21 protein-coding genes and 1 pseudogene are annotated in these 21,565 nt (G+C 49.0%); 13 read left to right on the top strand and 9 right to left on the bottom strand.

What is annotated here, in order from left to right:
• Window positions 1–216: 216 nt before the first annotated feature.
• The 5 genes and pseudogenes from AB1E22_RS05235 to AB1E22_RS05255 form a co-directional block, all read left to right on the top strand.
• Window positions 217–312 (top strand): annotated as a pseudogene (locus AB1E22_RS05235) (hypothetical protein); the annotation flags it as partial.
• A gap of 137 nt (window positions 313–449) precedes the next feature.
• Window positions 450–1,136: a DNA mismatch repair endonuclease MutH gene (gene mutH, locus AB1E22_RS05240; protein WP_367594382.1), complete on the top strand. Its 687-nt coding sequence runs from the start codon at window positions 450–452 to the stop codon at window positions 1,134–1,136.
• Window positions 1,137–1,211: 75 nt separating this feature from the next.
• Window positions 1,212–1,925, top strand: a complete 714-nt coding sequence (locus tag AB1E22_RS05245; RefSeq protein WP_367594383.1) for a TerC family protein — start codon at window positions 1,212–1,214, stop codon at window positions 1,923–1,925.
• A gap of 123 nt (window positions 1,926–2,048) precedes the next feature.
• Window positions 2,049–2,267 carry a YgdI/YgdR family lipoprotein gene (locus tag AB1E22_RS05250; protein WP_034498072.1) on the top strand — a complete coding sequence of 73 codons (219 nt, stop codon included), beginning with the start codon at window positions 2,049–2,051 and terminating at the stop codon, window positions 2,265–2,267.
• Window positions 2,268–2,411: 144 nt separating this feature from the next.
• Window positions 2,412–3,452, top strand: a complete 1,041-nt coding sequence (locus tag AB1E22_RS05255) for an NADP(H)-dependent aldo-keto reductase (protein WP_367594384.1) — start codon at window positions 2,412–2,414, stop codon at window positions 3,450–3,452.
• Window positions 3,453–3,488: 36 nt separating this feature from the next.
• Here the strand turns inward: AB1E22_RS05255 and lplT are convergent, their stop codons facing one another.
• Entirely contained in the window at window positions 3,489–4,685 is a 1,197-nt protein-coding gene (lplT, locus tag AB1E22_RS05260; protein ID WP_367594385.1) for a lysophospholipid transporter LplT, read from the bottom strand.
• Window positions 4,678–6,837 (bottom strand): bifunctional acyl-ACP--phospholipid O-acyltransferase/long-chain-fatty-acid--ACP ligase, encoded by a 2,160-nt coding sequence (gene aas / locus AB1E22_RS05265; protein WP_367594386.1) that lies wholly within the window; start codon window positions 6,835–6,837, stop codon window positions 4,678–4,680. The genes lplT and aas overlap by 8 nt, the downstream gene beginning before the upstream one ends.
• 714 nt (window positions 6,838–7,551) lie before the next feature.
• On the opposite strand from aas, the gene galR reads away from it, so the two are divergent.
• The 6 genes from galR (at window position 7,552) to AB1E22_RS05295 (ending at window position 11,649) form a co-directional block, all read left to right on the top strand.
• Window positions 7,552–8,559: an HTH-type transcriptional regulator GalR gene (gene galR, locus AB1E22_RS05270; protein WP_367594387.1), complete on the top strand. Its 1,008-nt coding sequence runs from the start codon at window positions 7,552–7,554 to the stop codon at window positions 8,557–8,559.
• Between the two features lie 303 nt (window positions 8,560–8,862).
• Window positions 8,863–9,072: a hypothetical protein gene (locus tag AB1E22_RS05275; RefSeq protein ID WP_367594388.1), complete on the top strand. Its 210-nt coding sequence runs from the start codon at window positions 8,863–8,865 to the stop codon at window positions 9,070–9,072.
• 2 nt (window positions 9,073–9,074) lie between these two features.
• The gene (locus tag AB1E22_RS05280) at window positions 9,075–9,569 is read left to right on the top strand and encodes a hypothetical protein (protein WP_367594389.1); all 495 of its coding nucleotides are present in this window, start codon (window positions 9,075–9,077) and stop codon (window positions 9,567–9,569) included.
• Between the two features lie 194 nt (window positions 9,570–9,763).
• Window positions 9,764–10,243: an Hcp family type VI secretion system effector gene (locus AB1E22_RS05285; protein WP_367594390.1), complete on the top strand. Its 480-nt coding sequence runs from the start codon at window positions 9,764–9,766 to the stop codon at window positions 10,241–10,243.
• A gap of 37 nt (window positions 10,244–10,280) precedes the next feature.
• Entirely contained in the window at window positions 10,281–11,153 is an 873-nt protein-coding gene (locus tag AB1E22_RS05290) for a hypothetical protein (RefSeq protein ID WP_367594391.1), read from the top strand.
• A gap of 1 nt (window position 11,154) precedes the next feature.
• Window positions 11,155–11,649 (top strand): hypothetical protein, encoded by a 495-nt coding sequence (locus AB1E22_RS05295; protein WP_367594392.1) that lies wholly within the window; start codon window positions 11,155–11,157, stop codon window positions 11,647–11,649.
• Between the two features lie 24 nt (window positions 11,650–11,673).
• Here AB1E22_RS05295 and AB1E22_RS05300 read toward each other — a convergent pair whose 3' ends face one another.
• The 4 genes from AB1E22_RS05300 to AB1E22_RS05315 all read right to left on the bottom strand — a co-directional run bounded on the left by AB1E22_RS05300 (window position 11,674) and on the right by AB1E22_RS05315 (window position 15,755).
• Window positions 11,674–12,123 carry a GNAT family N-acetyltransferase gene (locus AB1E22_RS05300; RefSeq protein WP_367594393.1) on the bottom strand — a complete coding sequence of 150 codons (450 nt, stop codon included), beginning with the start codon at window positions 12,121–12,123 and terminating at the stop codon, window positions 11,674–11,676.
• Window positions 12,120–12,893 carry a GntR family transcriptional regulator gene (locus AB1E22_RS05305; protein WP_367594394.1) on the bottom strand — a complete coding sequence of 258 codons (774 nt, stop codon included), beginning with the start codon at window positions 12,891–12,893 and terminating at the stop codon, window positions 12,120–12,122. Before AB1E22_RS05305 ends, AB1E22_RS05300 begins: the two co-directional genes overlap by 4 nt.
• Window positions 12,894–12,982: 89 nt before the next feature.
• Complete coding sequence (locus tag AB1E22_RS05310; protein ID WP_367594395.1) at window positions 12,983–14,410, bottom strand: glycoside hydrolase family 1 protein; 1,428 nt, start codon at window positions 14,408–14,410, stop codon at window positions 12,983–12,985.
• Window positions 14,411–14,417: 7 nt separating this feature from the next.
• Window positions 14,418–15,755: a PTS sugar transporter subunit IIC gene (locus AB1E22_RS05315; RefSeq protein ID WP_367594396.1), complete on the bottom strand. Its 1,338-nt coding sequence runs from the start codon at window positions 15,753–15,755 to the stop codon at window positions 14,418–14,420.
• Between the two features lie 418 nt (window positions 15,756–16,173).
• Here AB1E22_RS05315 and AB1E22_RS05320 point away from each other — a divergent pair, with 418 nt between their 5' ends.
• Entirely contained in the window at window positions 16,174–17,211 is a 1,038-nt protein-coding gene (locus AB1E22_RS05320) for a LacI family DNA-binding transcriptional regulator (protein WP_367594397.1), read from the top strand.
• Here the strand turns inward: AB1E22_RS05320 and lysA are convergent.
• A complete protein-coding gene (gene lysA, locus AB1E22_RS05325; protein ID WP_367594398.1) occupies window positions 17,181–18,443 on the bottom strand; it encodes a diaminopimelate decarboxylase in 1,263 nt (420 codons plus the stop codon). The two genes, AB1E22_RS05320 and lysA, sit on opposite strands and share 31 nt — an antisense overlap.
• 112 nt (window positions 18,444–18,555) lie before the next feature.
• Here lysA and AB1E22_RS05330 point away from each other — a divergent pair, with 112 nt between their 5' ends.
• Entirely contained in the window at window positions 18,556–19,479 is a 924-nt protein-coding gene (locus tag AB1E22_RS05330) for a LysR family transcriptional regulator (RefSeq protein WP_367594399.1), read from the top strand.
• Window position 19,480: 1 nt separating this feature from the next.
• On the opposite strand, the gene AB1E22_RS05335 is transcribed toward AB1E22_RS05330, so the two are convergent.
• Entirely contained in the window at window positions 19,481–20,647 is a 1,167-nt protein-coding gene (locus AB1E22_RS05335; RefSeq protein WP_367594400.1) for an MFS transporter, read from the bottom strand.
• A gap of 206 nt (window positions 20,648–20,853) precedes the next feature.
• Window positions 20,854–21,549, bottom strand: a complete 696-nt coding sequence (locus tag AB1E22_RS05340) for an aspartate/glutamate racemase (protein WP_367594401.1) — start codon at window positions 21,547–21,549, stop codon at window positions 20,854–20,856.
• Window positions 21,550–21,565: the final 16 nt, after the last annotated feature.

The raw sequence follows: 21,565 nt of genomic DNA on the forward strand, positions 1-21,565 counted from the left end.
CCGGGACAAATTAAAATAATCAATAAATTCATTATATTAATGATGTGTAAAATCATCCCCAGCTCAGTAACGTGATGGGCATCACACACGAAGATCTTTCATTGATGAAAGATCAACCAATGACGTTTTTATCCACAGATTGTGCCAACAAGTTAGTCACAATCTGTCGAAAAAATGGGTTTACCCCCTCAGTCAAGGCTGTAAATCGAACCAGTAGTGAGCTTTTTTGCCAGTTATCCCATTTTTCTGTGGATAACCCGGTGTAAGATCCTGTTCATTGCCAGTGACCAGAATGGGAAAAGGTTTTTGCATAATCCACAAATGACAAATTTGGCCAATAAAAATGATTCAAAATCAGTACATTGTCATTCTTATCCCCGGCACGCTAAACTATTTCCACACTGTGGGTAAATAGCGCCTATTTTTTAACCAATTAGCAGTAAGGCATCATGCAAGCACTTCGTCCATTACTTAACCCTCCAGAAAATGAACAGATTTTACTGACTCAGGCCGAGAAACTGGCAGGCTATACGCTGGGCGAACTAGCGGCGTTAGCCAGTTTGCCGATCCCTGCGGATCTAAAACGCGATAAAGGCTGGATCGGTGTTTTGCTTGAATTATGGTTGGGTGCCAGCGCTGGAAGTAAACCCGAGCAGGATTTCGCGGCCCTGGGTATTGAGCTGAAAACCATTCCTGTGGATAGATTAGGCCGTCCGCTTGAAACCACGTTTGTCTGTGTCGCCCCGCTGACGGGAAATACCGGCGTTGTGTGGGAAACCAGCCATGTGCGCCATAAATTAAAGCGGGTGCTGTGGATTCCCGTTGAGGGCGAGCGGCAGATTCCGTTAGCCGAGCGGCATATTGGTTCGCCACTGCTTTGGGCACCTTCTGAAGAAGAAGAGCGCCAGTTGCGCATGGATTGGGAAGAGCTGATGGATTTGATTGTGCTCGGTCAAGTCGAACGCATTACCGCACGCCACGGTGAAGTTTTACAACTACGACCCAAAGCCGCCAATAGCAAAGCGCTGACCGATGCCATTGGTGCCGATGGGTCCCCCATTCTCACACTGCCGCGCGGTTTTTATCTGAAAAAGAACTTTACTGCGGCGCTGCTGGCTAATCATTTCTCGTTGTAGATTCATTTAACTTGCACCCAGTTCTAAGCTGGCGCTTATAATTGGCGTTTTATTTATTTCAGGCAGGATTTTTTAATGTTGTTTGCATGGATTACCGATCCTAACGCGTGGATGGCGCTGGGCACCCTGACAATTCTCGAAATCGTACTGGGCATCGACAATATCATCTTCCTTTCTCTTGTCGTGGCGAAGCTGCCTAAAGCACAGCAGGCGAAAGCGCGCCGTCTGGGGCTGGGTGCCGCGATGATCATGCGGCTGGTGCTGCTGGCGTCGATCGCCTGGATGACGCACTTGATTCATCCGCTGTTTAGCGTAATGGGGCATGCCTTCTCGGCGCGAGACCTTATTTTGGCATTGGGCGGCTTGTTCTTAATCTGGAAAGCGAGCAAAGAGATCCACGAGTCCATTGAAGGTGAAGAAGAGAGTATAAAAACTAACGTCCACTCTTTTTTCGGCGCCATCGTGCAAATTATGCTGCTGGATATTATTTTCAGCCTCGACTCGGTGATTACCGCCGTTGGCCTGTCCGATCATCTGTTTATTATGATGGCAGCCGTGGTGATTGCCGTGATGGTGATGATGTTTGCCGCAAAATCGATTGGTGATTTTGTTGAACGCCATCCGTCAGTGAAAATGTTGGCGCTTTCATTCCTGTTACTGGTCGGCTTTACGCTGATTCTTGAAGGCTTCGATATTCATGTGCCGAAAGGTTACATCTATTTTGCGATGTTCTTCTCAATCGCCGTAGAAACACTGAATCTTATCCGCAACAAAAAGAACCCGCTTTAAACCGCAGAGGGGGAGCTTTTCCGCTTCCCCTCTGTTTCTTTTAAGAATTTACTGCTTACATTCCCCCACTCGCCGAGTTATTACTAGAATGTATGTGTCATTCCAAACCACACGAGGCGAACAATGAAAAAATGGGCAGTTCTAATTTCCGCTGTCGGTCTGGCATTTGCGGTTTCAGGTTGTAGCAGCGATTACGTCATGGCAACCAAAGATGGCCGAATGATCCTGACCGATGGCAAACCGCAGGTCGATGACGATACCGGTTTAGTCAGCTATCGCGATCAGCAAGGCAACGAGATGCAAATCAACCGCGATGATGTTTCACAAATCATTGAACGCTAGCCACTAAAGGTCAGCGCCTGGCTGGCCTGTAACACTTTTCTTCGCTTCCCCTCTTTCACTTTTACTCCCCCTCTGCCATGTTTATAGTCCATTTTTGTTAGGCGCCTGCCTGACCGATAAAACAGAAGAATAAGGAAAGCGGCTATGCACTATCACCGTATCCCCCACAGCTCACTTGAAATAAGTACGCTAGGGCTGGGAACCATGACGTTTGGTGAGCAAAACAGCGAAGCCGACGCGCATGCACAGCTTGATTACGCCGTAAGTCAGGGTGTAAACCTGATTGATGTGGCAGAAATGTATCCTGTCCCTCCACGCCCGGAAACCCAAGGGTTAACAGAAACCTACGTCGGAAACTGGTTAAAGCAGCGCGGGAATCGTGAAAAGCTGGTGATCGCCACTAAAGTGAGTGGCCCAAGCCGCAACAACGACGCGAGTATTCGCCCGAACCAAATGCTGGATCGCAGAAATATTCGTGATGCGCTGGACGCAAGCCTAAAACGTTTGCAAACCGACTATATCGATCTCTATCAGGTTCACTGGCCACAGCGTGCCACCAACTGCTTTGGCAAACTGGGCTATACGTGGACCGATAACGCAGTCCCGGTCACGCTGCTGGAAACACTTGAAGCGCTTACCGAATTCCAGCGTGCCGGGAAAATCCGTTACATCGGCGTCTCTAATGAAACGCCATGGGGCGTGATGCGCTACCTGCAACTGGCTGAAAAACATGATTTGCCGCGTATCGTCACCATCCAGAATCCGTACAGCCTGGTGAACCGCAGCTTTGAAGTGGGGCTGGCAGAAATCACTCAGCGCGAAGGCGTGGAGTTACTGGCCTATTCCTGCCTGGCGTTTGGCACATTAACCGGGAAATATCTGAACGGAGCCAGGCCTGCGGGTGCTCGTCATACGCTCTTTAGCCGCTTTACGCGCTACAATGGAGAGCAAACTGAGCGCGCGGTTGCGGCTTATGTGGATGTCGCTAAACGCCACAATCTCGATCCGGCACAGATGGCGCTGGCCTTTGTGCGTCGCCAGCCATTCGTCGCCAGTACGCTGTTAGGCGCAACCACACTTGAGCAATTGAAAACGAATCTTGAGAGCCTGCATTTGGATTTGAGTGAAGATGTGATTGAAGAGCTGGAAGCTGTAAACCGCGTTTATACCTACCCGGCACCATGATGTGAATCCCCCTCTCTTTGCAGAGAGGGGTAACTACTATTTCTGGCGAATCTGCCAGATCCACAACCCACCAATAGCCAGCGCAAATACCGCGCCAAACCCGATGCCGATGCCGACAATCGGCGCACCTGTTTTTACCGCCAGCGAGAAAAGACCCAGCATCAACAGCATTGCGGTATTTTCACCGAGGTTCTGCACGGCAATCGCATTCCCCGCGCCCACCGTCTGCTTGCCACGTTCCTGAAGCAGCGCATTGAGTGGAACAACGAAAAATCCGCCCATGATACCAATCAGTACCAGGAGCAAATAAGACGGTAGCAACGCGTTTTGCATGGCGAAAAATAGCACCCCAACGCCAATCAAAATCCCGGCAGGCATACAACGCGCAACGGTTTTCAGCGTTACCAGTTTTGCCGCAGCCCCTGCGCCAACCACAATCCCGACGGCGACCATCGCGTTAAGATAGGTCGGCGTTGCATTATCGACGATACCCAGCGCAACCGGCACCCACAGCACTAATAAGAAGCGCAATGTTACGCCTGCCCCCCAGAACAAACTTGTCCCCACTAACGAGAAGCGAGTTTCACCGTTTCGCCAAAGCACGCGGCAAGCGTTGAAGAAACTTCGCGTCATCGGGGTAAAACGCCATGACTGACCAGGACGTGCAGGCGCGAGTTTAGGGATAAATAAGTTGGCTACCACCGCACCGGCATAGGCCAGCACGCACACGCCCAGAGCCGCCAAAACATGCCAGTCAGCTAAAATGCCGCCAGCCATAGACCCAAGCAAAATCGCCGCAATGGTGGAGGATTCCATCAAGCCATTTGCCTTCACCAGACGATCGCCGGTCGTTAATTCACCGAGAATGCCGTATTTAGCCGGTGAGTAAGCGGCTGCACCAACACCCACCAGCGTATAACCGAGAAACGGATTTAGGCCAAAGCAGATCACCGCCGCGCCCATCAGCTTGAGGCTGTTGGCAAACATCATCACTCGCCCTTTGGCAAAGCTGTCCGCAACCTGCCCCACAAACGGGGCAAATACGATATACGCCCCTACAAAGACCATCTGCAATACAGGCTGGCTCCAGTCCGGATAGAACTGCTGCTTTAACACCGCAAGGGTGGCAAAGAGCAGAGCGTTATCACCAAACGCCGATAAAAACTGCGCGCCTGTAACAGCCATCATACCTCGGGACCATATAGAGGTATCGTTTAGGGCATTATCACGCATTCTCTTTCTCCGGCTGATCAACCAGCGCCTTCAAACTGACGAAATCCGGTTTTCCGCTGCCTAACACAGGTAATTGTTTCAGGAAACGAATATCACGCGGTACGGCCAGCTCAGGCACACCATTGGCGCGAGCATATTGCAGCAGTTTTTCGCGGTTAAGTTCGCCATCGGTGGTGAACATCACCAACGCTTCACCTTTCGCCGCATCCGTTTTGATAACGGTGGCATGCATTTTTTCCGCAGAGACGCCAAGCGCCAACTGCTCTACCATTTCCAGCGAGACCATTTCACCCGCAATTTTGGCAAACCGTTTAGCTCGCCCCTGAATCACACAAAAACCTTGTTCATCAAAGCTGACAATATCGCCGGTGTCATACCAGCCGCTTTCCATTTCACCGAGGGCATTTTCAGCACTCGGTGCTTCCAGCACGCCAGGGTTTTCGACACGAAGATACCCTTTCATGATATTTGGCCCTTTAAGCTGTAACCGCCCCCCCTCATCAATCCCGGGAACCGCCATCAGCCGGGCATCCATCGCCGGAAGAATACGCCCAACCGTGCCCACTTTTGCGGCCATTGGCACGTTAATGGAAACCACAGGAGCGCACTCCGTCACGCCGTAACCTTCAAGGATGCGCAGGCCAAATTTATCCTGCCAAAGTTGTTTGGTGCTTTCCTGGAGTTTTTCCGCACCGGCCACCACGTAACGCAGGCGATAGAAGTCATAGGGGTTAGCAAAACGCGCGTAGTTGCCAAGGAATGTGGAAGTACCAAACAGCACGGTGCAGTTACGGTCATACACCAGCTCCGGCACAATGCGGTAGTGCAGCGGGCTTGGGTAGAGAAACACTTCCGCACCGGTGAACAATGGGGTAAATAAACCGACGGTCAGTCCAAAGGAGTGGAACAGCGGAAGCGCTGACATAAAGCGATCGTTGGCCGTGAAATCAGCAATAGTGCGAATCTGCTCAACGTTTGCCAGCAAACTTTTATGGCTATGCACCACCCCTTTTGGATTGCCTTCAGAACCGGAAGTAAACAGCACCATCGCAGCATCTTCTGGCTGCTGTTTTACCTGCGCCAGGTGGGGCATCAGCAGATGGGCGAAGATCCACAGTTTGTCGCTCAGCGTGACATCCGCTTTTAGATCTTCCAGGAACACCCATCGTACCTGCGTAAGCTGTTCTGGCAGGTGCCATAACTTACCTTTATCGAGAAACTGGCGCGAAGTGAAAAGGGTTTTGATCTGCGCTGCGGTAATCGCGCTGGTCAGCCCTTTTACACCTGCGGTGTAGTTCATCATCGCCGGAATTCGCCCCCGCGAGGAGGCACCGAAAATGACCGCAGCAGAAATAGCCGCATTCGGCAGCATCAGGCCAATCGTTTCACCGGGAGCGCTGTATTTATTGAGAATACGCCCGACGAACAACGTTTTGGTGAGCAAGCTACGATAGGTATCGGGCTTAAAATTAATGTCTTCAATACAGTTTTTACGATCGCCGTAACGATATTGCGCGGCAAGAAGGGCTTCAAAAAGGGTTTCCCGTGGGCGCACAGCCATGCGCGCTTCCATCATTATTTGATGCAGCATTTCGCCAGCAATCTTACGGCGATCCCGGGCGCGTGGGGCATCCGGCATTGGCAGTGATGTCGGCGGCAAAATATGCAGGCTAATGCGCGGAAACAGGCGGCGTTTAACGAGCCCTTTCAGGCGGCTGAAAAATGTCAGCTCGGCACCATCAATACGTACAGGAATAACGGTCGCATTCGATTTAGCCGCAACAAACCCCGCCCCCTCATAAATTTTCATCAACGAACCGGTAACCGAAATTCGCCCTTCCGGAAAAATAACTACCGGTCGCCCCTGCTCAACCAGACGAACAAGGTGCTTAATCGACATCGGCTTTGTCGGGTCCAGCGGGACAAAATCAATCAATGATTTCAGCCAGCGCATATACCACTGCTGGCTGATAGAAGAATAGACCGCGAAAACCGGGCGCCCAGGCAAGAACAGCGCCAGCAAGATGCCATCAATAAAGGAGACGTGGTTTGGGACAATCAGAACACGCGACTGCGTAAGAGTGCGTTGATCGCCATAAAGCCGCACTCTGAAAAGAATGCGAAAAAGCGCACGGAAAAAACCAAATAGCATAGCAACTCCCTTTGTCTTGAATAAGCCGCAGGCATTTAAGTGTAGTGACTGCAGATTACATGACTAGCTTTAAAGGAGCGATAGTCTGCAGAGAAGGTATTTCTGAAAAAGCTGAGTGAATGTCCTGAAAAAAGGCAAAAAAAACCTGCGCATCTGCGCAGGTCGGTGCAAAAGAATTGTACTTAACAACGTAACTAGAATTCTCACCAATCAATACCTCTGGGATTTGAATTGTGGCGCAGTAGGAGCTGGCTCACCAGTGAGAAAAAGCAAGGGAATTAACGGAAAGTGCAACCAGGTGTTTAAAACATCTTTTCTTGTTACACAGAGGCAATTTTTGGGCAAAAAAAACCTGCGCATCTGCGCAGGTTGGTGTAATTCATGTGATCAGCATTAGATGCTGACATCACCTATCAATACCTCTGGGACTTAAAATGTAGCAGCGGCGAATGGCTTTCTGCCACGGCGAAATAGCAACAGTGCGCTGCAAACTGTAAGCAAAGATTTAGGCTGAAATCATTAAAAATCCAGAACATGCCTGTGCCTACCGCTACGCTTGAATTTCACGGTTCCTGAAGTGTAACGATTACACAAAAATCCCGCTCCTTTTGAATGAGTTTGAGACAGCAACTACAGTTGCACCCTTGAAGTGGCGAGCCTTTTCCGTAACACTTAAAATTGTGTAAACGCTTACCCAACTCAGGAATACTCTCAATGGCGACAATAAAGGATGTAGCAAAACTGGCAGGGGTTTCTGTCGCCACGGTGTCCCGTGTTATTAATGACTCTCCAAAAGCCAGCGAGGCATCGCGCCTTGCTGTAACCAGTGCGATGGAAGAACTTAACTACCATCCCAACGCCAACGCCCGGGCACTTGCACAGCAAACCACCGAAACTATTGGCCTTATCGTGGGCGATGTTTCCGACCCCTTCTTTGGGGCGATGGTAAAAGCCGTCGAACAGGTCGCTTACCGTACCGGCAACTTTTTGTTGATCGGCAATGGCTACCACAACGAACAAAAAGAGCGCCAGGCCATTGAGCAACTGATTCGCCACCGCTGCGCAGCTCTGGTGGTTCATGCAAAAAAAATCCCAGATAGCGAACTGATTTCATTGATGAAACAGATGCCAGGCATGGTAATCATCAACCGAATTCTACCGGGTTATGAGCAACGCTGTGTCGCTCTGGATGACCGCTACGGCGCATGGCTCGCCACGCGCCATCTCATTCAGCAGGGCCATACTAAAATTGGCTACCTGTGTTCCAACCACCAAATTTCAGACGCCGATGACCGGCTGCAAGGGTATTTCGACGCATTAACCGAACATGGCATACCGGTGAATGATCGTTTAGTGACTTACGGCGAGCCGGATGAAAGCGGCGGCGAGCAAGCTATGACCGAACTGTTAGGGCGTGGAAAACATTTCAGCGCCGTCGCCTGCTATAACGATTCAATGGCGGCAGGTGCAATGGGTGTACTCAATGATAACGGTATCGATGTGCCAAAAGAGATTTCGCTGATTGGCTTCGATGATGTGTTGATCTCGCGCTACGTTCGCCCACGCCTGACAACAGTGCGTTACCCGATCATCACTATGGCCGAACAAGCTGCGGAACTGGCATTAGCCCTGGCAGAAAATCGTGAGCTACCGGAAATTACGCATATGTTTAATCCAACGCTTGTACGCCGCCATTCGGTAATATCACATTCTGAAGAGTGAAAATTAAAACCAGTCAGGATTATATTCCTGACTGGAAAGACTCCTACATCCCCCTGCGCCACCCACAACTCTTTTATTACAGCGACACTCTCCCCATATCTAATAAGATAATATTTTTATTCATGTGAAAAGTGTCAAACATAAAAACAATTCGTCGAAATAATAACAAATTAAAATATTCATTCCGGATAAGATAAAACATAGTCATTGCATTTTCATTTAATTAAGAACACTATTTTTCTCTTGAGATTTCTTCAATTCATTGAATCCATAAATTTGGCAAATGAGAATAAGGGAATAAATATGCTTGTTCCAGATAAAAGAAGATGGAGGCCAAACGACTACATTAGGGGGCGTGAGGAATTCAATGTTTACCCAAGTATAAATCCCGCATTACAAGACATGGCGATGATAGAGGGAGAATTTATAACTGAAAATCATTTCATCATGTTATTGACGCCGGAAGAAGCACGCAACATAACAGATGAACTATTATCGAATACTTCGGACTAAATATGAAAATTAACTCTCAATGGCTGGCATTCAAAGGTGCAAATCTATTTTCCATTATACTCAGCGCCGGTATTATTTACTTTACAATTTATGGTTATCCGCTAAATTATTTACGGTCATTATTAATGCACGAAGACATTATAAAATATGGAGGCGGAGCAGGTCTGGTTGTAAGCAGCATCCCTCTATTTATTTATATTTTCTTCCTCTCCTTGCTCTCTCTGCTAAAAAAAGGAAGCGCCCCGCTAAATACAAAGAGTATCATTCATACTATATGGATAGCCTTTAGTGTTTTTACTTTCGCCATCGGTTTTATTTCTCTTTATATTATTCCAATTTTTCTTACAGCTTCATCTTACATACCGTGCCGTGAAGAACACCTGATAAGGTATTATGTTACCGATCCTCGACTATGTGAAACCTTGCCCATCAAACTCGATAAACGGAAATGGATTGGCTTATCTAAGTTTTCATCATCGCCGCACCCAATGAGATAATGTATTTTTAATCCATGTAAAAAATGTCAAACATAAAAACAATTCACCGCGACAATAACAAATTAAAATATTGATTCCGGATAAAATAAAACATAGGCATTGCATTTTCATTTAATCAAGAACACTATTTCTCTCTTGAGGATTTATTAATTCGAAGAATCTATAACCCTGGCAAATATAAACAAGGGAATAATATGGCAAACTTAGCTTACCTAACCATTACCGGACAGTTACAAGGAAAAATTTCGGCTGGTTGTTCATCCCTGAGTTCTATTGGTAACAAAGCACAACTGGCCCATATTGATCAGATCATGGTGTATTCCGTTCTTCATGCTATGTCACGCGCACAAAATGTTAATCATCAAGGAATGGTTATCATCAAACCTATTGATAAATCGTCTCCGTTATTAGCCAAAGCGATAAACGACAATGAAATACTGGTCTGTGATTTGGATTTATATCGAACCAATAAAGTGGGGATGAACGATCTTTATTACAAGATAAAGTTAACCGGGGCCAGGATTACAAATTGTGAATTTATTTTACCTCATAGCCTTTTAGATAATGGAGCAGAACCTCAGGAAAAAATCACGTTCAGTTATGAAACCATCACCTGGGAACATTGTGATGCTGGCACCAGCGCCTATAGCCTGTGGAATGAACGAGTATTTTGACCAACTCATTCAGCATCGATAAACCAAGGAAATAAATATGCCTGTTCGAGATAAGAGAAAATGGAAGCCAAACGACTACCTAAGGGGACGTGAGGAATTCAACGTTTACCCAAGTATGAATCCGGTATTACAAGACATGGCGATGATGGAGGGGAAATTTATAACTGGAAATCATTTCATCATGTTATTGACTCTGGAAGAAGCACGGAACATAACAGATGAACTATTGGGAAAAGTGGATGACTTTTTCTCCTATAAACTTGGCCCGGGGAATATAAAAGATGGCCTGGATGGTTTCCGTACACTGAGTAAGTTGACAACATATCATGATGAAACCGGAAAGCTCCTTGTTAATTTTAATACGCTTAAAATTAAAGCCGTTAAATATATTCACAGAGGGAAAGTCTATATAAAAATAACAGGGTATCCAGGAGTCCGACGTATCCTTAACGGTACTCGTTACGGTGCCAGTAATCCACAAATCCTCGAAATGGCAATTGGTATCAGAGGATTAGCCCATTCAATTATGAAAGGTACAAAATTCTGTATCTGCTGCTCACTGGCCTGGCGTACTATCGAATTGATCTTTAAATCTGATTACGATCTGGTTGATTTCCTGGTCGATGTAACGATGGATGTAGCAAAAATTATAGTTTCTAGTGTAGTGATTGGTATTTCTGGGGGAGTATTAACTTTACTAAGCTCACCTATAGTTATCACTACTGTAATTATTTTATTTATTGGTTTCTATTTGAATAAAAAATTAAACTTGGTAGACAATGAAAATAACTTATCTTTCGACCTAAAGAAACAGTTGCGCAACGCATTAGCAGAAATTCAAAGACGGCAGGAATGGAACCAACAGCACTTGCCTTTATCTTTATACTTACTAACTAATAAAATTGATTAAAATGGAAAGAAAAATATTCTCACAGCTTGTGACATTCAAAATTGCAAGTGTGCTAACAATTGCAATGTCTCTTCTTTTTATTTATATAATATTTTTTGACTACCCATTAAATGACCTACGATCTTTGATCGCTAAAGGTTCTGTGATTACTTATAACAGAGGTTCCGGTGTGATTGTCGGAGCATTGCCGACATGTATTTATCTTTTCTTTTTTTCGTTATTTTCATTATTAAAAAAAGGATGTAAACCGGTAAAGACGAACAACATTATTAGTAGCATTAGTGGCGTGATTATTATTCTTACCTTTTCTCTTGGTCTTATTTCTCTTTTCGTTATTCCCGTTTGGCTTACAGCTTCATCTTACACACCGTGCCGTGAAGAACACCTGATAAGGTATTATGTTACCGATCCTCAACTATGTGAAACCTTGCCCATCAAACTCGATAAACGGAAATGGATTGGCTTATCTAAGTTTTCATCATCGTCAAAACAGTAACGTCACATTCTGATGAGCAATGTTTTAAAGAGCAAAGCGATAAAGGTGAACAGGCTTATTCGGGTAATCCAGCCCGTCGCCGATATACTGCCATCCAAAACGTTCGTAGTAATCCTTGCAGGCTGAATAGAGATAAAGTTGTGGGTAACCCAATGTACGAGCGTGTTCTATTACATGTTCCTGCAATTTTGCACCTAACCCGCGGCCGCGCTGTTTCTCGTCGATATACAACGCGGCCAGCCACGGATGAAGATCCTGGCGGCTGATTAAGTCGCAGCGCCATAATCCTACCGTGCCGAGTAGTTTTTCACCTTCAACGGCAATAAACGTCAGCGGCATTTCCCCTTCTCGCTGGCTGGTTGCCACTACAGAGGCGAAAAAGTCGCGGCTCTCAGATGTGCCAAACGCCTGCCATAACCAGTCGGTGACTTGTTCCGCATGATGTGGCACGGCATACAGCGGCAGAATGTTCACACCAGCTTCCCCTGGAAGATGGGTACCGACTCGAAAAGGTAGCCGTCAAAATCAGGCGCGTCAGAATCAGATTGTTCAAGCAGGCTGTTTTTTACGTTTTCCAGATGCTGCCACATTGCCTGCCATGACCCCATAACATCGCGACGGCGTAGCGCTGCCAGAATGGTTTGCAGATCTCCCAGCCATTTCAAGCGATAGCTGCGCGTATCAATGTGCGCCCGCAGTTGCTGCCACATTGGGCTGCTATCCATATGACGCCAGATGCTTTCCACCGTCGCCAGCAGCATTTGGTTTTGCGAAGCGCCCGCCAGAACCAGATGAAACATTTTGCAGTTATCCTGACTCAGGTCGTTTATCGCAATCGCGCGTTGCTCTTGTTCGAGAATGCGTTTTAGATTGTCGATATCCGCTTTGGTCGCCATTTTGGCCGCAAACGCCGCGATGTTACTTTCCAGCAACTGCCGCGCCTGGAGCATCTCAAAGGGGCCGATATCGCTGCTAAAGAAGGCTTCTTCTTCCGCTTCATTTTCTGCCGGAACGCGAGTGACATACACGCCCGAGCCCTGGCGAATATCCACAGTACCTTGCAGCTCAAGCATCAGCAGCGCTTCACGAACAATGGTGCGGCTGACACCATAAGTCTCCGCAATATTACGTTCAGGCGGTAAACGCGAGCCGACCGGATAGAGTCCCTGCATAATTTGTGCGCGCAGATCCTCACCAATCTCCTGGTACTGTTTTTTTTCTGGCGGAAGTACGACTTTGTCCACAGCATTACCTACGTTTTTGCTAAAAAAGCGGCAGTCTGTTCTACCGCTAATTAATGCGCGTTAGCTTATCAAACTATTCATCTGAAATATTATTTCCATTCATCATCAACGGTAAGCTGCAGGATGCGAGATTCACTCAGCGCCCGATACCAGTGTGCAGATTTTTTAGCCCGCCTTTCACGATTGTTTTGCAGGTTAATTTCAATCAATCCGTAGCGGTTTTTAAACGCATTCATGGGTGACACGTTGTCAGTAAACGCCCAAAGCATATAACCCTGGCAGTTAGCACCCTCTTCGCGAGCGAGCAGAGCCTGGTGCAGATGTTCGCTAATAAATGTAATGCGGTAATCGTCTTCAATCACCCCATCGGCATTACGGAATTGCGCTTCATTTTCCGTTCCCATTCCGCTTTCTGCGACAAACCACGGAATATTGCGGTACTCGGTTTTTATCCGCATCGCCATATCGTAAATAATGCGCGGGTAAATTTCCCAGCCGCGCGACTTATTCATACGCCGCCCAGGGAGTTCGAACGGCTCATAGTAATAAGCCGGATGGAACGGCGTTTGTGGGTTCCACGCCCGCGACGGCGCTTTCACACGGTGCGGGTAATACAAATTAATACCCAGTTCATCGACGGTGTTTTCACGAATAATCGCCAACTCTTGCTCCGTGTATTCCCACTGCACCTGATGCTTTTCCAGCAGCGCTATCAACTGCGGCGGGTACTCACCGAGAACTAATGGATCAAGGAAGACGCGATTGTAGAACAGGTCATAGATCTGGGCGGCCTGCTGGTCGTGAACAGCGCTTGAACGCGCATAGGTCACTTCCGGGTTTAAAATACAACCGACGGTTCCGCTGTACCCCTTCTCACGGAAAAGTTTGACGACTTTCGCCGTGGCAAGATTTTTGTGGTGATTCCACTGCATCCACTTATGCGTGTTTTGCTCATAAGGCCAGCGCAACGCATCAAGATAAACTCGCGTTTGCACAACAATCGGCTCGTTAAAGGTAAACCAGCGATTCACCTTGTGGGCGTAGCGGGCAAAGACTTTTTCCGCATACAGCACATAGAGTTCAACCACCTTTTTAGATGCCCAACCGCCATACGTTTCAAATAGCGTGGCGGGCAATTCGTAGTGCTCAAGACAGATCATCGGCTCAATACCGGTCAGGCGCATTTCGTCGATTAAATTATCGTAATACTGGGCATACTCTTCATCGATGACGCCGTTTTCATAATCGGTGAAAAACCGCGACCAGTTGATTGAAGTGCGATAATGCGTCAGCCCCGCTTGTTTCATCAAGGCCACATCTTCCCGGTAGCGATTAATAAAATCGGTGGCGACAGCCGGGCCGTAGCCTTCATGCCAGACGTGACGATCGTTTTTGTACCAGGCGTCCAGCCAGGAGTCCTGGCCCTCTTTTTTACCGCTCCAGCCTTCGGTTTGCCATGCCGATGCCGCCGCACCCAGAATGAAATCTTTAGGGATAGTGACTTTTACGTTGCTCATGCCTTCCTCACGCGTTATTTGCAATATGTTGCTGTTCAGCCTGCAACTGCGCCTGTTCCGCACGGCGAGAGGCAATTTTCACAAACGGCAGATAAATCAGGATGGAGACGAGAATGCAGCACAGTTGCGTCACCACCGCGCCCATAGAACCCGCAGTAGAAAGCCAGGCGTTGATCAATGGCGGCGTGGTCCACGGCACCATCACCACGGCTTTACCCGCAAACCCCATCACGGTTGCGAAGTAGCCAATCGTGCCGGTAACCAGCGGCGTGATGATGAAGGGAATCGCCAAAATCGGATTGAGCATAATCGGCATACCAAAAATCACCGGCTCGTTAATATTGAAGATCCCAGGGCCGAAGGAGAGCTTAGCGATCTCTTTCATCTCTTTGCGTTTGGTAGCAATCATGACCGCAATCAGCAAGCCAATGGTTAAACCTGACCCGCCGATACTCATATACACATCCCAGAAAGGCATGGTGATGATATTGGGGATCTCTTTGCCTTGCTCAAACGCACTCATGTTGACGGTAATCGCCCCCAGCAGCAGCGGTTCACGGATAGGTTTAATCATCTGATTACCGTGAATACCAATCACCCAGAAAAGCTGAGCCACAAACATCAGCAGCAGGATGCCCGGCAAGCTCTGCACCACTTTTTCCAACGGCTGCTGCACCACTTGATACACCGCGTCATACAGATACATGCCGGTGGTCTGATGGAAAATAAAACCAAAGGTCGCAATGGCGGAAACGGTAATGATCGAAGGAATCAATGCGGAAAAAGAAGCGGAGACGTTCGGCGGAACGGTGTCGGGCATTTTAATCTTCAACCCTTCACGTTTTTCCAGCCAGCAATAAACTTCCACAGATAAGATAGCGATAAACATGCCGAGGAACAGGCTGCGGGTATCAGAGAACTGACGTGCCAGCACATCCTTCACCACATGCATTTGCCCGTCGACCATCATTTCGATCGTCGTCGGCGTGACGCAAATAAAGCAGATCACCGCCAGCAATCCGGGGAACAGGCTCTTAATACCATTAATGCGCCCAAGTTCGATACCAATCAGAAATACCGCCCCGATGTTCAGAAAATTAAGCGTGGCGTAGTTAATGGCGGCGGTAATCGGCTTTAACTGGGCGAGGAAAGACAATGCAGAAAAACTGGCCAGACCGTTTTTAGGATCCAGCACCATATTTGAGATAAGTACGGAGAACGCCCCGACGATAATCACCGGCATCAGGGTAATAAAGGAAGCTTTGATTGCCATAATATAGCGGTAGCTATTGAATTTAGTGGCAAAACTCCCCAGCGAGTCGATTAACTTTTCCTGCAAAGCCATAGGGTATACCTCAGTGTTGTCGTTTTTTATTATTAAAAGCGATGAAGATGTTCGATTTGGCATACCAAAAATAGAACTGCCCGCTTAACATTTCCGTGACAAATATCCCACATCGGCATGTTGGCATTCCAATACCAACCAATTTTGTAATTTTGGTATACCAAATAAATACCCTAAATAATTCGAGTTGCAGGAAGACGGCAAAGGAAGGAGTCACAAGGCGCTTACTCAAGTCAGTGATGCGGGTGACTGAAAGCAGCTAACGCACCTGCAACGTGAACTATGAAGGCTAGAAAAGCGTGATCCGGTACGACAAATGGCATAGCGAAGCCGCAAGCCCGATGTTTCATCTCCCCGGCATGGTAAACTAGCGAAATTATGCGACCACGCGGCAAGCGTATTAATCAGGAATGAATTGATGGTAACAATGCTGGATGTCGCGCTACGCGCAGGCGTTTCCAAAGCAACGGTATCACGCGTGCTTAACGGGATTGGGCAAGTCAAAGAGAGCACCCGCGCACAGGTTTTTAACGCCATGGAAGAGTTGGGCTATCGGCCTAATTTTCTGGCTCGCTCGCTGGCAAATCGCAGCAGCAACAGCGTGGGCCTGGTGGTGTCGACTTTTGATGGGTTTTACTTTGGCCGCCTGTTACAGCAGGCTTCTCGCCAGAGCGAAGCCTGGGGGAAACAACTGATTGTCACCGACGGGCATGACACCCCGCAAAAAGAGCTCGAAGCAGTGCAAATGCTGGCAGACCGTCATTGCGATGCAATCGTGCTCTACACCCGCTTTATGAATGAACGCACATTACTTTCGCTAATGAATAGTATCAAAGTGCCATTGGTGGTGATTAACCGTGACGTCAGCCAGGCGCGCGATCGCTGCGTATTCTTTGAACAACAGGATGCCGCGTTTAAAGCAACCGACTACCTCATTGATCAAGGGCATCGCGATATTGCCTGCATCACAGTACCGATTTCCACACCCACCGGCCAGGCGCGCCTGATGGGCTATCGAAAAGCGCTGCAAAAACATGGCATTGCCTTTAACGAAGCCCGAGTGAAGTACGGTGATTCAAGCATGATGTTGGGGCACAAACTTTGTCAGGAATTGCTGGAAAGCCGCGTGAAGTTTACCGCGCTGTTTGCCTGCAACGATGATATGGCGCTTGGGGCGTCAAAAGCTCTGCACCAGGCAGGCGTGCGGATCCCGCAAGATATTTCGCTGTTTGGGTTTGATGATGCGCCGAGCGCGCAGTGGCTGGAGCCTGCATTATCCAGCGTTTATTTGCCCATCGACAGCATGATAACAACCGCTATCGATCAGGCAATAAAGCTGGCAAACGGTGAGTCACTCAAGGCAATCCCACCGTTTGTTGGCAAGCTGGTGTTACGTGATTCCGTAGGCCCTGGGCCGTTTTACGTTCAGAACAGCTCTAAGGCCAATAATTCCTGAATCGTCTGACGGCGGCGAATCAAGCGCGCCTGACCGTTATCAAACAACACTTCCGGCAACAATGGGCGGCTATTATAGTTGGACGACATAGACGCGCCGTACGCTCCTGTGTCGTGCAGCACCAGATAATCGCCCACTTGCACCGGGGGCAGCGCGCGCGTTTCCACTTTGCCGCCTTCCTGCTGGGTAAACACGTCACCTGACTCACACAACGGCCCCGCCACCACCGTTTCGACTAATGGCTGCGCGGTCAGGTCGCGACCGTCGCCCGCCAGGGCTGAAATATGGTGATAACTGCCATACATTGAAGGCCGCATTAAGTCGTTAAAGCCTGCATCAATCAGCACAAAGTGGCGCGAGCCCATATTTTTGACCGAACGCACCTGCGCCACCAGCACACCGGACTCCGCCACCAGGAAACGACCTGGCTCAATTTCCAGCTTCACCGGGTGTCCCAAACGCTGCGCGATTTTTTCGCGTGCGGCATTCCACAGCCCGTAATAGTGACTGGTGTCGATAGTTTCTTCGCCTTCGCGATAAGGAATGGATAACCCGCCACCTGCGGAAATGGCTTCCAAATCCTGTCCAAAATCAATGACCTGCTGCACCATCGCGCCACAAACCCGTTCCAGGTGACCATAATCCACACCTGAACCAATATGCATATGAATGCCGACCAGATGGAGTTTGTAACGCTGAATCACCTCCAGCGCCTGCGGTAAATCAGCGTGCCAGATGCCGTGTTTACTGTTCTCGCCGCCGGTATTGGTTTTCTGGCTGTGACCATGACCAAAACCAGGATTGACGCGCAGCCAAACGCGATGGCCCGGCGAGACTTCACCCAACTGTTGCAGCATGTCGACAGAACCGGCGTTCACCGGAATTTGCTGCTCCGCCACCAGCGCCAGGGTAGCCTGGTCAATCATATCCGCGGTGAATACGATATCGTCGTGATTCTCAAGTGGCTTATACCCCGCGGCTAACGCACGCTCAATTTCGCCCTGAGAGACAGAATCCACTTTCACGCCCTGCTCACGCATCAGGCGCAGAATATGAATATTGGAACAGGCTTTTTGCGCAAAACGAATGACATCAAACTGGCGCAACTGGGCAATTTGCTGGCGAATAATCTCAGCATCATAAACCCAGACCGGGCAGCCAAATTCAGCAGGCAGCGCCAGTAAATTTTGCGTATTCAAAGCGGTGTCGGTGTTATTCAGGGGGCGTGGCATGGTTGGCTCCGGCAACAAATCATTTTTTGTATTACGCCATAGAGTGAGATGAAGAAAAAATATCGATTTCTCGCAAGTCTATTCATATATGATATGGATTAAGGAGATTAACATGCCCGCAATCACGCTACGCCATATCGAAATCTTTCACGCGGTGATGACCGCCGGAAACCTCACCGAAGCCGCAGGGTTGCTGCACACCTCGCAGCCCACCGTCAGCCGTGAACTGGCTAGATTCGAAAAACTGATTGGCCTGCAAGTGTTCGAGCGTAGCCGTGGACGCTTACACCCCACGGTTCAGGGTTTGCGCCTGTTTGAAGAAGTGCAGCGCTCCTGGTATGGGCTGGACAGAATTTTAAGCGCCGCAGAAAGCCTGCGCGAGTTTCGCCAGGGCGAGCTTTCCATTGCCTGCCTGCCGGTATTTTCGCAGTCGTTCTTGCCGATGTTGGTGCAGCCTTTTCTGGCGCGCTACCCGGATCTGAGCCTGAATATTGTGCCGCAGGAATCGCCGTTGTTAGAGGAGTGGTTGTCAGCGCAGCGCCACGATTTAGGGTTTACCGAAAATACCGCAACGCCTGCCGGAACAGAGCGCCAGACATTGCTGACGCTCAACGAGGTATGCGTATTACCCGCAGGCCACAGCCTCGCAAAGAAAAAGGTGCTTACGCCACAGGATTTTGCCGGGGAAAATTACATTAGCCTGTCGCGCACCGACAGCTATCGTCAGCTTCTGGACTCGCTCTTTCAGGAGCACGACGTTAAGCGTCGGATGGTGATGGAAACGCACAGCGCAGCCTCGGTTTGTGCGATGGTGCGCGCGGGAGTGGGCGTATCCGTGGTCAATCCTTTGACCGCTTTAGATTATGCTTCAAGCGGCGTGGTTACCCGCCGTTTTAGCATCTCGGTGCCGTTTACCGTGAGCCTGATTCGCCCCCTGCACCGCCCGGCGTCCGCACTTGTCACGGCTTTCAGCGAGCATCTACAAAACAGTATGCAGGTTTACATTGAGCCGTTAAACGCCCTGCTCGATGCCTGATTTACTGCTCCGCCACCGGCTGGTGGTGACCGGTGCCACTGCTAAAGTTAATCAAACAAATCACCAGCCCGATAGCCGCAAGCCCTGCGGCGGCAACCGGAACGGCAGTTAAACCATAACCGTGGGCAATCACTGTCCCACCCACCCAGGCACCTAACGCGTTCCCGACATTAAACGCGGCAATGTTCAGGGTCGACACCAGATTGGGCGCGTCTTTACCATGCAGAACAACGTTGATTTGCAATGCGGGTACGGTGGCAAAAGCCGCCATCGCCCAAAGGAACAGCGTAATTTCGGCAAGCCACATGCCGTGGCTGGTCCAGCGGAACAGCAACGAGAAGATAGCGATCAGGCTAAAACTGAGGATCAAACTAAAAGAGACGCGCCAGTCGGCAAGACGCCCGCCCAGAATATTACCCACCGTTAAGCCTGCACCGATCAGGAACAGCGTCCAGCTCACGCCTTGATGCGTAACGCCCGTTACCTGCAATAACATTGGTGCGATATAGCTAAATAAAGTAAACATCGCCGCGGCAAAAAAGACCGTCATCGCCAGAGAAAGCCAGAGCTTACCGTTAGCCAGCGCGCTGACTTCACGCTTCAGGTCAGCAGGCGTTTCCTCTTTTTGTGACGGCAGGCTAACCATCAGCGCAATAAAGGCCACAACGCCGATGATGGCCACGCCCCAGAACGTCGAGCGCCATCCGTATAACTGACCAAACCAGGTGCCAATGGGTACGCCGAGCACATTGGCTAACGTCAGGCCGGTGAACATCAGCGCGACCGCCGAGGCTTTCCGGTTTGGCGCAACCAGGCTGGCGGCGACTACCGCACCGATACCAAAGAATGCACCATGACAAAGTGCCGTAATAATGCGAGCCAGCATCAGGAAATGGTAATTAAGCGCCAGCGCACACAAAATATTGCCGACGATAAATATCACCATCAGCAGCACAAGTGAAAGTTTGCGAGGTAATCGGGCGGTCAGTAACGCCATAATCGGTGCGCCAATCGCCACGCCAAGCGCATAGCCGCTAATCAGCCACCCTGCCGTGGGAATCGAAATCGACAAATCCCCAGCCACATCGGGCAACAGGCCCATAATAACGAACTCCGTCGTGCCGATGGCAAACGCACTCATCGCCAGCGCGAGTAAGGAAACAGGCATGGAATGACTCCAGGTTATAGAAATAACAAAAGGCGGGAGCTCATAGCTATGCCGCCAGATTGCGAGGATCTCAGAGGTGCAGCTTGTTTGAATGACCGCCTGCTGCTTAACAAATTAATAACACAAAAAACGCCGAGTGTGACCCGGCGCACATTAAGGATACTCTTTTCCAGCGATTAACCTTCTGAAAATAAGTAATAAAAAAACTATTCCGTTAGCATAAATTTCACCGCATCTTCAGCGTGAATAGCCGCAGTATCAAACACCGGTAGCGGGCAGTCCTGCTGGTTTAATAGCAGGCCGATTTCGGTACAGCCAAAAATCACACCCTGCGCCCCTTGCGCCTGTAACTCTTCAATCACCTGTTGATAATAACGCTTCGATTCTTCTGTGATTTTGCCGAGGCAAAGTTCTTCAAAAATGATCTGGTTGATTCGCAAACGCGCTTCCTGGTCTGGAATCAATGACTCAATGCCAAACTCAGCGTTTAGACGGCCGCTATAGAAATCCTGCTCCATAGTGTAACGCGTGCCGAGCAGTGCAACTCGTTGCACGTTTTGCGCCGTGATTGCGCGGCCCGTCGCATCCGCGATATGTAAGAACGGCAGCGAGCAGCGCGATTCAATATGATGGGCCACCTTGTGCATGGTGTTAGTGCACAGCACAATCCCTTCCGCACCCGCTTTCTGTAAACCCAGAGCCGCCTGCGCCAGCATATCTCCCGCCAGATCCCACTCGCCCTGCGACTGACAAGCCTCAATTTCATGAAAATCAACGCTATGAAGCAAAATCTTTGCTGAGTGCAAGCCGCCCAAACGCTGCTTAACCCCTTCGTTGATCAAACGATAATAAGGAATCGTCGATTCCCAGCTCATTCCGCCCAGCAAACCTATTGTTTTCATTTTTATTTACCCCTTC

It is taken from the genome of Buttiauxella gaviniae (genome assembly GCF_040786275.1).
GTDB classification, from domain to species: Bacteria; Pseudomonadota; Gammaproteobacteria; order Enterobacterales; family Enterobacteriaceae; genus Buttiauxella; species Buttiauxella gaviniae_A.

Excerpts from the sequence above, each read along its gene's own strand:
- AB1E22_RS05320 (WP_367594397.1), top strand. The coding sequence starts at position 16,174 with ATGGTAACAATGCTGGATGTCGCGCTACGCGCAGGCGTTTCCAAAGCA.
- lysA (WP_367594398.1), bottom strand. The coding sequence starts at position 18,443 with ATGCCACGCCCCCTGAATAACACCGACACCGCTTTGAATACGCAAAAT.
- AB1E22_RS05295 (WP_367594392.1), top strand. The coding sequence starts at position 11,155 with ATGGAAAGAAAAATATTCTCACAGCTTGTGACATTCAAAATTGCAAGT.
- aas (WP_367594386.1), bottom strand. The coding sequence starts at position 6,837 with ATGCTATTTGGTTTTTTCCGTGCGCTTTTTCGCATTCTTTTCAGAGTG.
- AB1E22_RS05245 (WP_367594383.1), top strand. The coding sequence starts at position 1,212 with ATGTTGTTTGCATGGATTACCGATCCTAACGCGTGGATGGCGCTGGGC.
- AB1E22_RS05310 (WP_367594395.1), bottom strand. The coding sequence starts at position 14,410 with ATGAGCAACGTAAAAGTCACTATCCCTAAAGATTTCATTCTGGGTGCG.
- AB1E22_RS05280 (WP_367594389.1), top strand. The coding sequence starts at position 9,075 with ATGAAAATTAACTCTCAATGGCTGGCATTCAAAGGTGCAAATCTATTT.
- AB1E22_RS05285 (WP_367594390.1), top strand. The coding sequence starts at position 9,764 with ATGGCAAACTTAGCTTACCTAACCATTACCGGACAGTTACAAGGAAAA.
- AB1E22_RS05340 (WP_367594401.1), bottom strand. The coding sequence starts at position 21,549 with ATGAAAACAATAGGTTTGCTGGGCGGAATGAGCTGGGAATCGACGATT.
- AB1E22_RS05315 (WP_367594396.1), bottom strand. The coding sequence starts at position 15,755 with ATGGCTTTGCAGGAAAAGTTAATCGACTCGCTGGGGAGTTTTGCCACT.
- AB1E22_RS05255 (WP_367594384.1), top strand. The coding sequence starts at position 2,412 with ATGCACTATCACCGTATCCCCCACAGCTCACTTGAAATAAGTACGCTA.
- lplT (WP_367594385.1), bottom strand. The coding sequence starts at position 4,685 with ATGCGTGATAATGCCCTAAACGATACCTCTATATGGTCCCGAGGTATG.
- AB1E22_RS05330 (WP_367594399.1), top strand. The coding sequence starts at position 18,556 with ATGCCCGCAATCACGCTACGCCATATCGAAATCTTTCACGCGGTGATG.
- mutH (WP_367594382.1), top strand. The coding sequence starts at position 450 with ATGCAAGCACTTCGTCCATTACTTAACCCTCCAGAAAATGAACAGATT.
- AB1E22_RS05290 (WP_367594391.1), top strand. The coding sequence starts at position 10,281 with ATGCCTGTTCGAGATAAGAGAAAATGGAAGCCAAACGACTACCTAAGG.
- AB1E22_RS05335 (WP_367594400.1), bottom strand. The coding sequence starts at position 20,647 with ATGCCTGTTTCCTTACTCGCGCTGGCGATGAGTGCGTTTGCCATCGGC.
- AB1E22_RS05275 (WP_367594388.1), top strand. The coding sequence starts at position 8,863 with ATGCTTGTTCCAGATAAAAGAAGATGGAGGCCAAACGACTACATTAGG.
- AB1E22_RS05250 (WP_034498072.1), top strand. The coding sequence starts at position 2,049 with ATGAAAAAATGGGCAGTTCTAATTTCCGCTGTCGGTCTGGCATTTGCG.
- galR (WP_367594387.1), top strand. The coding sequence starts at position 7,552 with ATGGCGACAATAAAGGATGTAGCAAAACTGGCAGGGGTTTCTGTCGCC.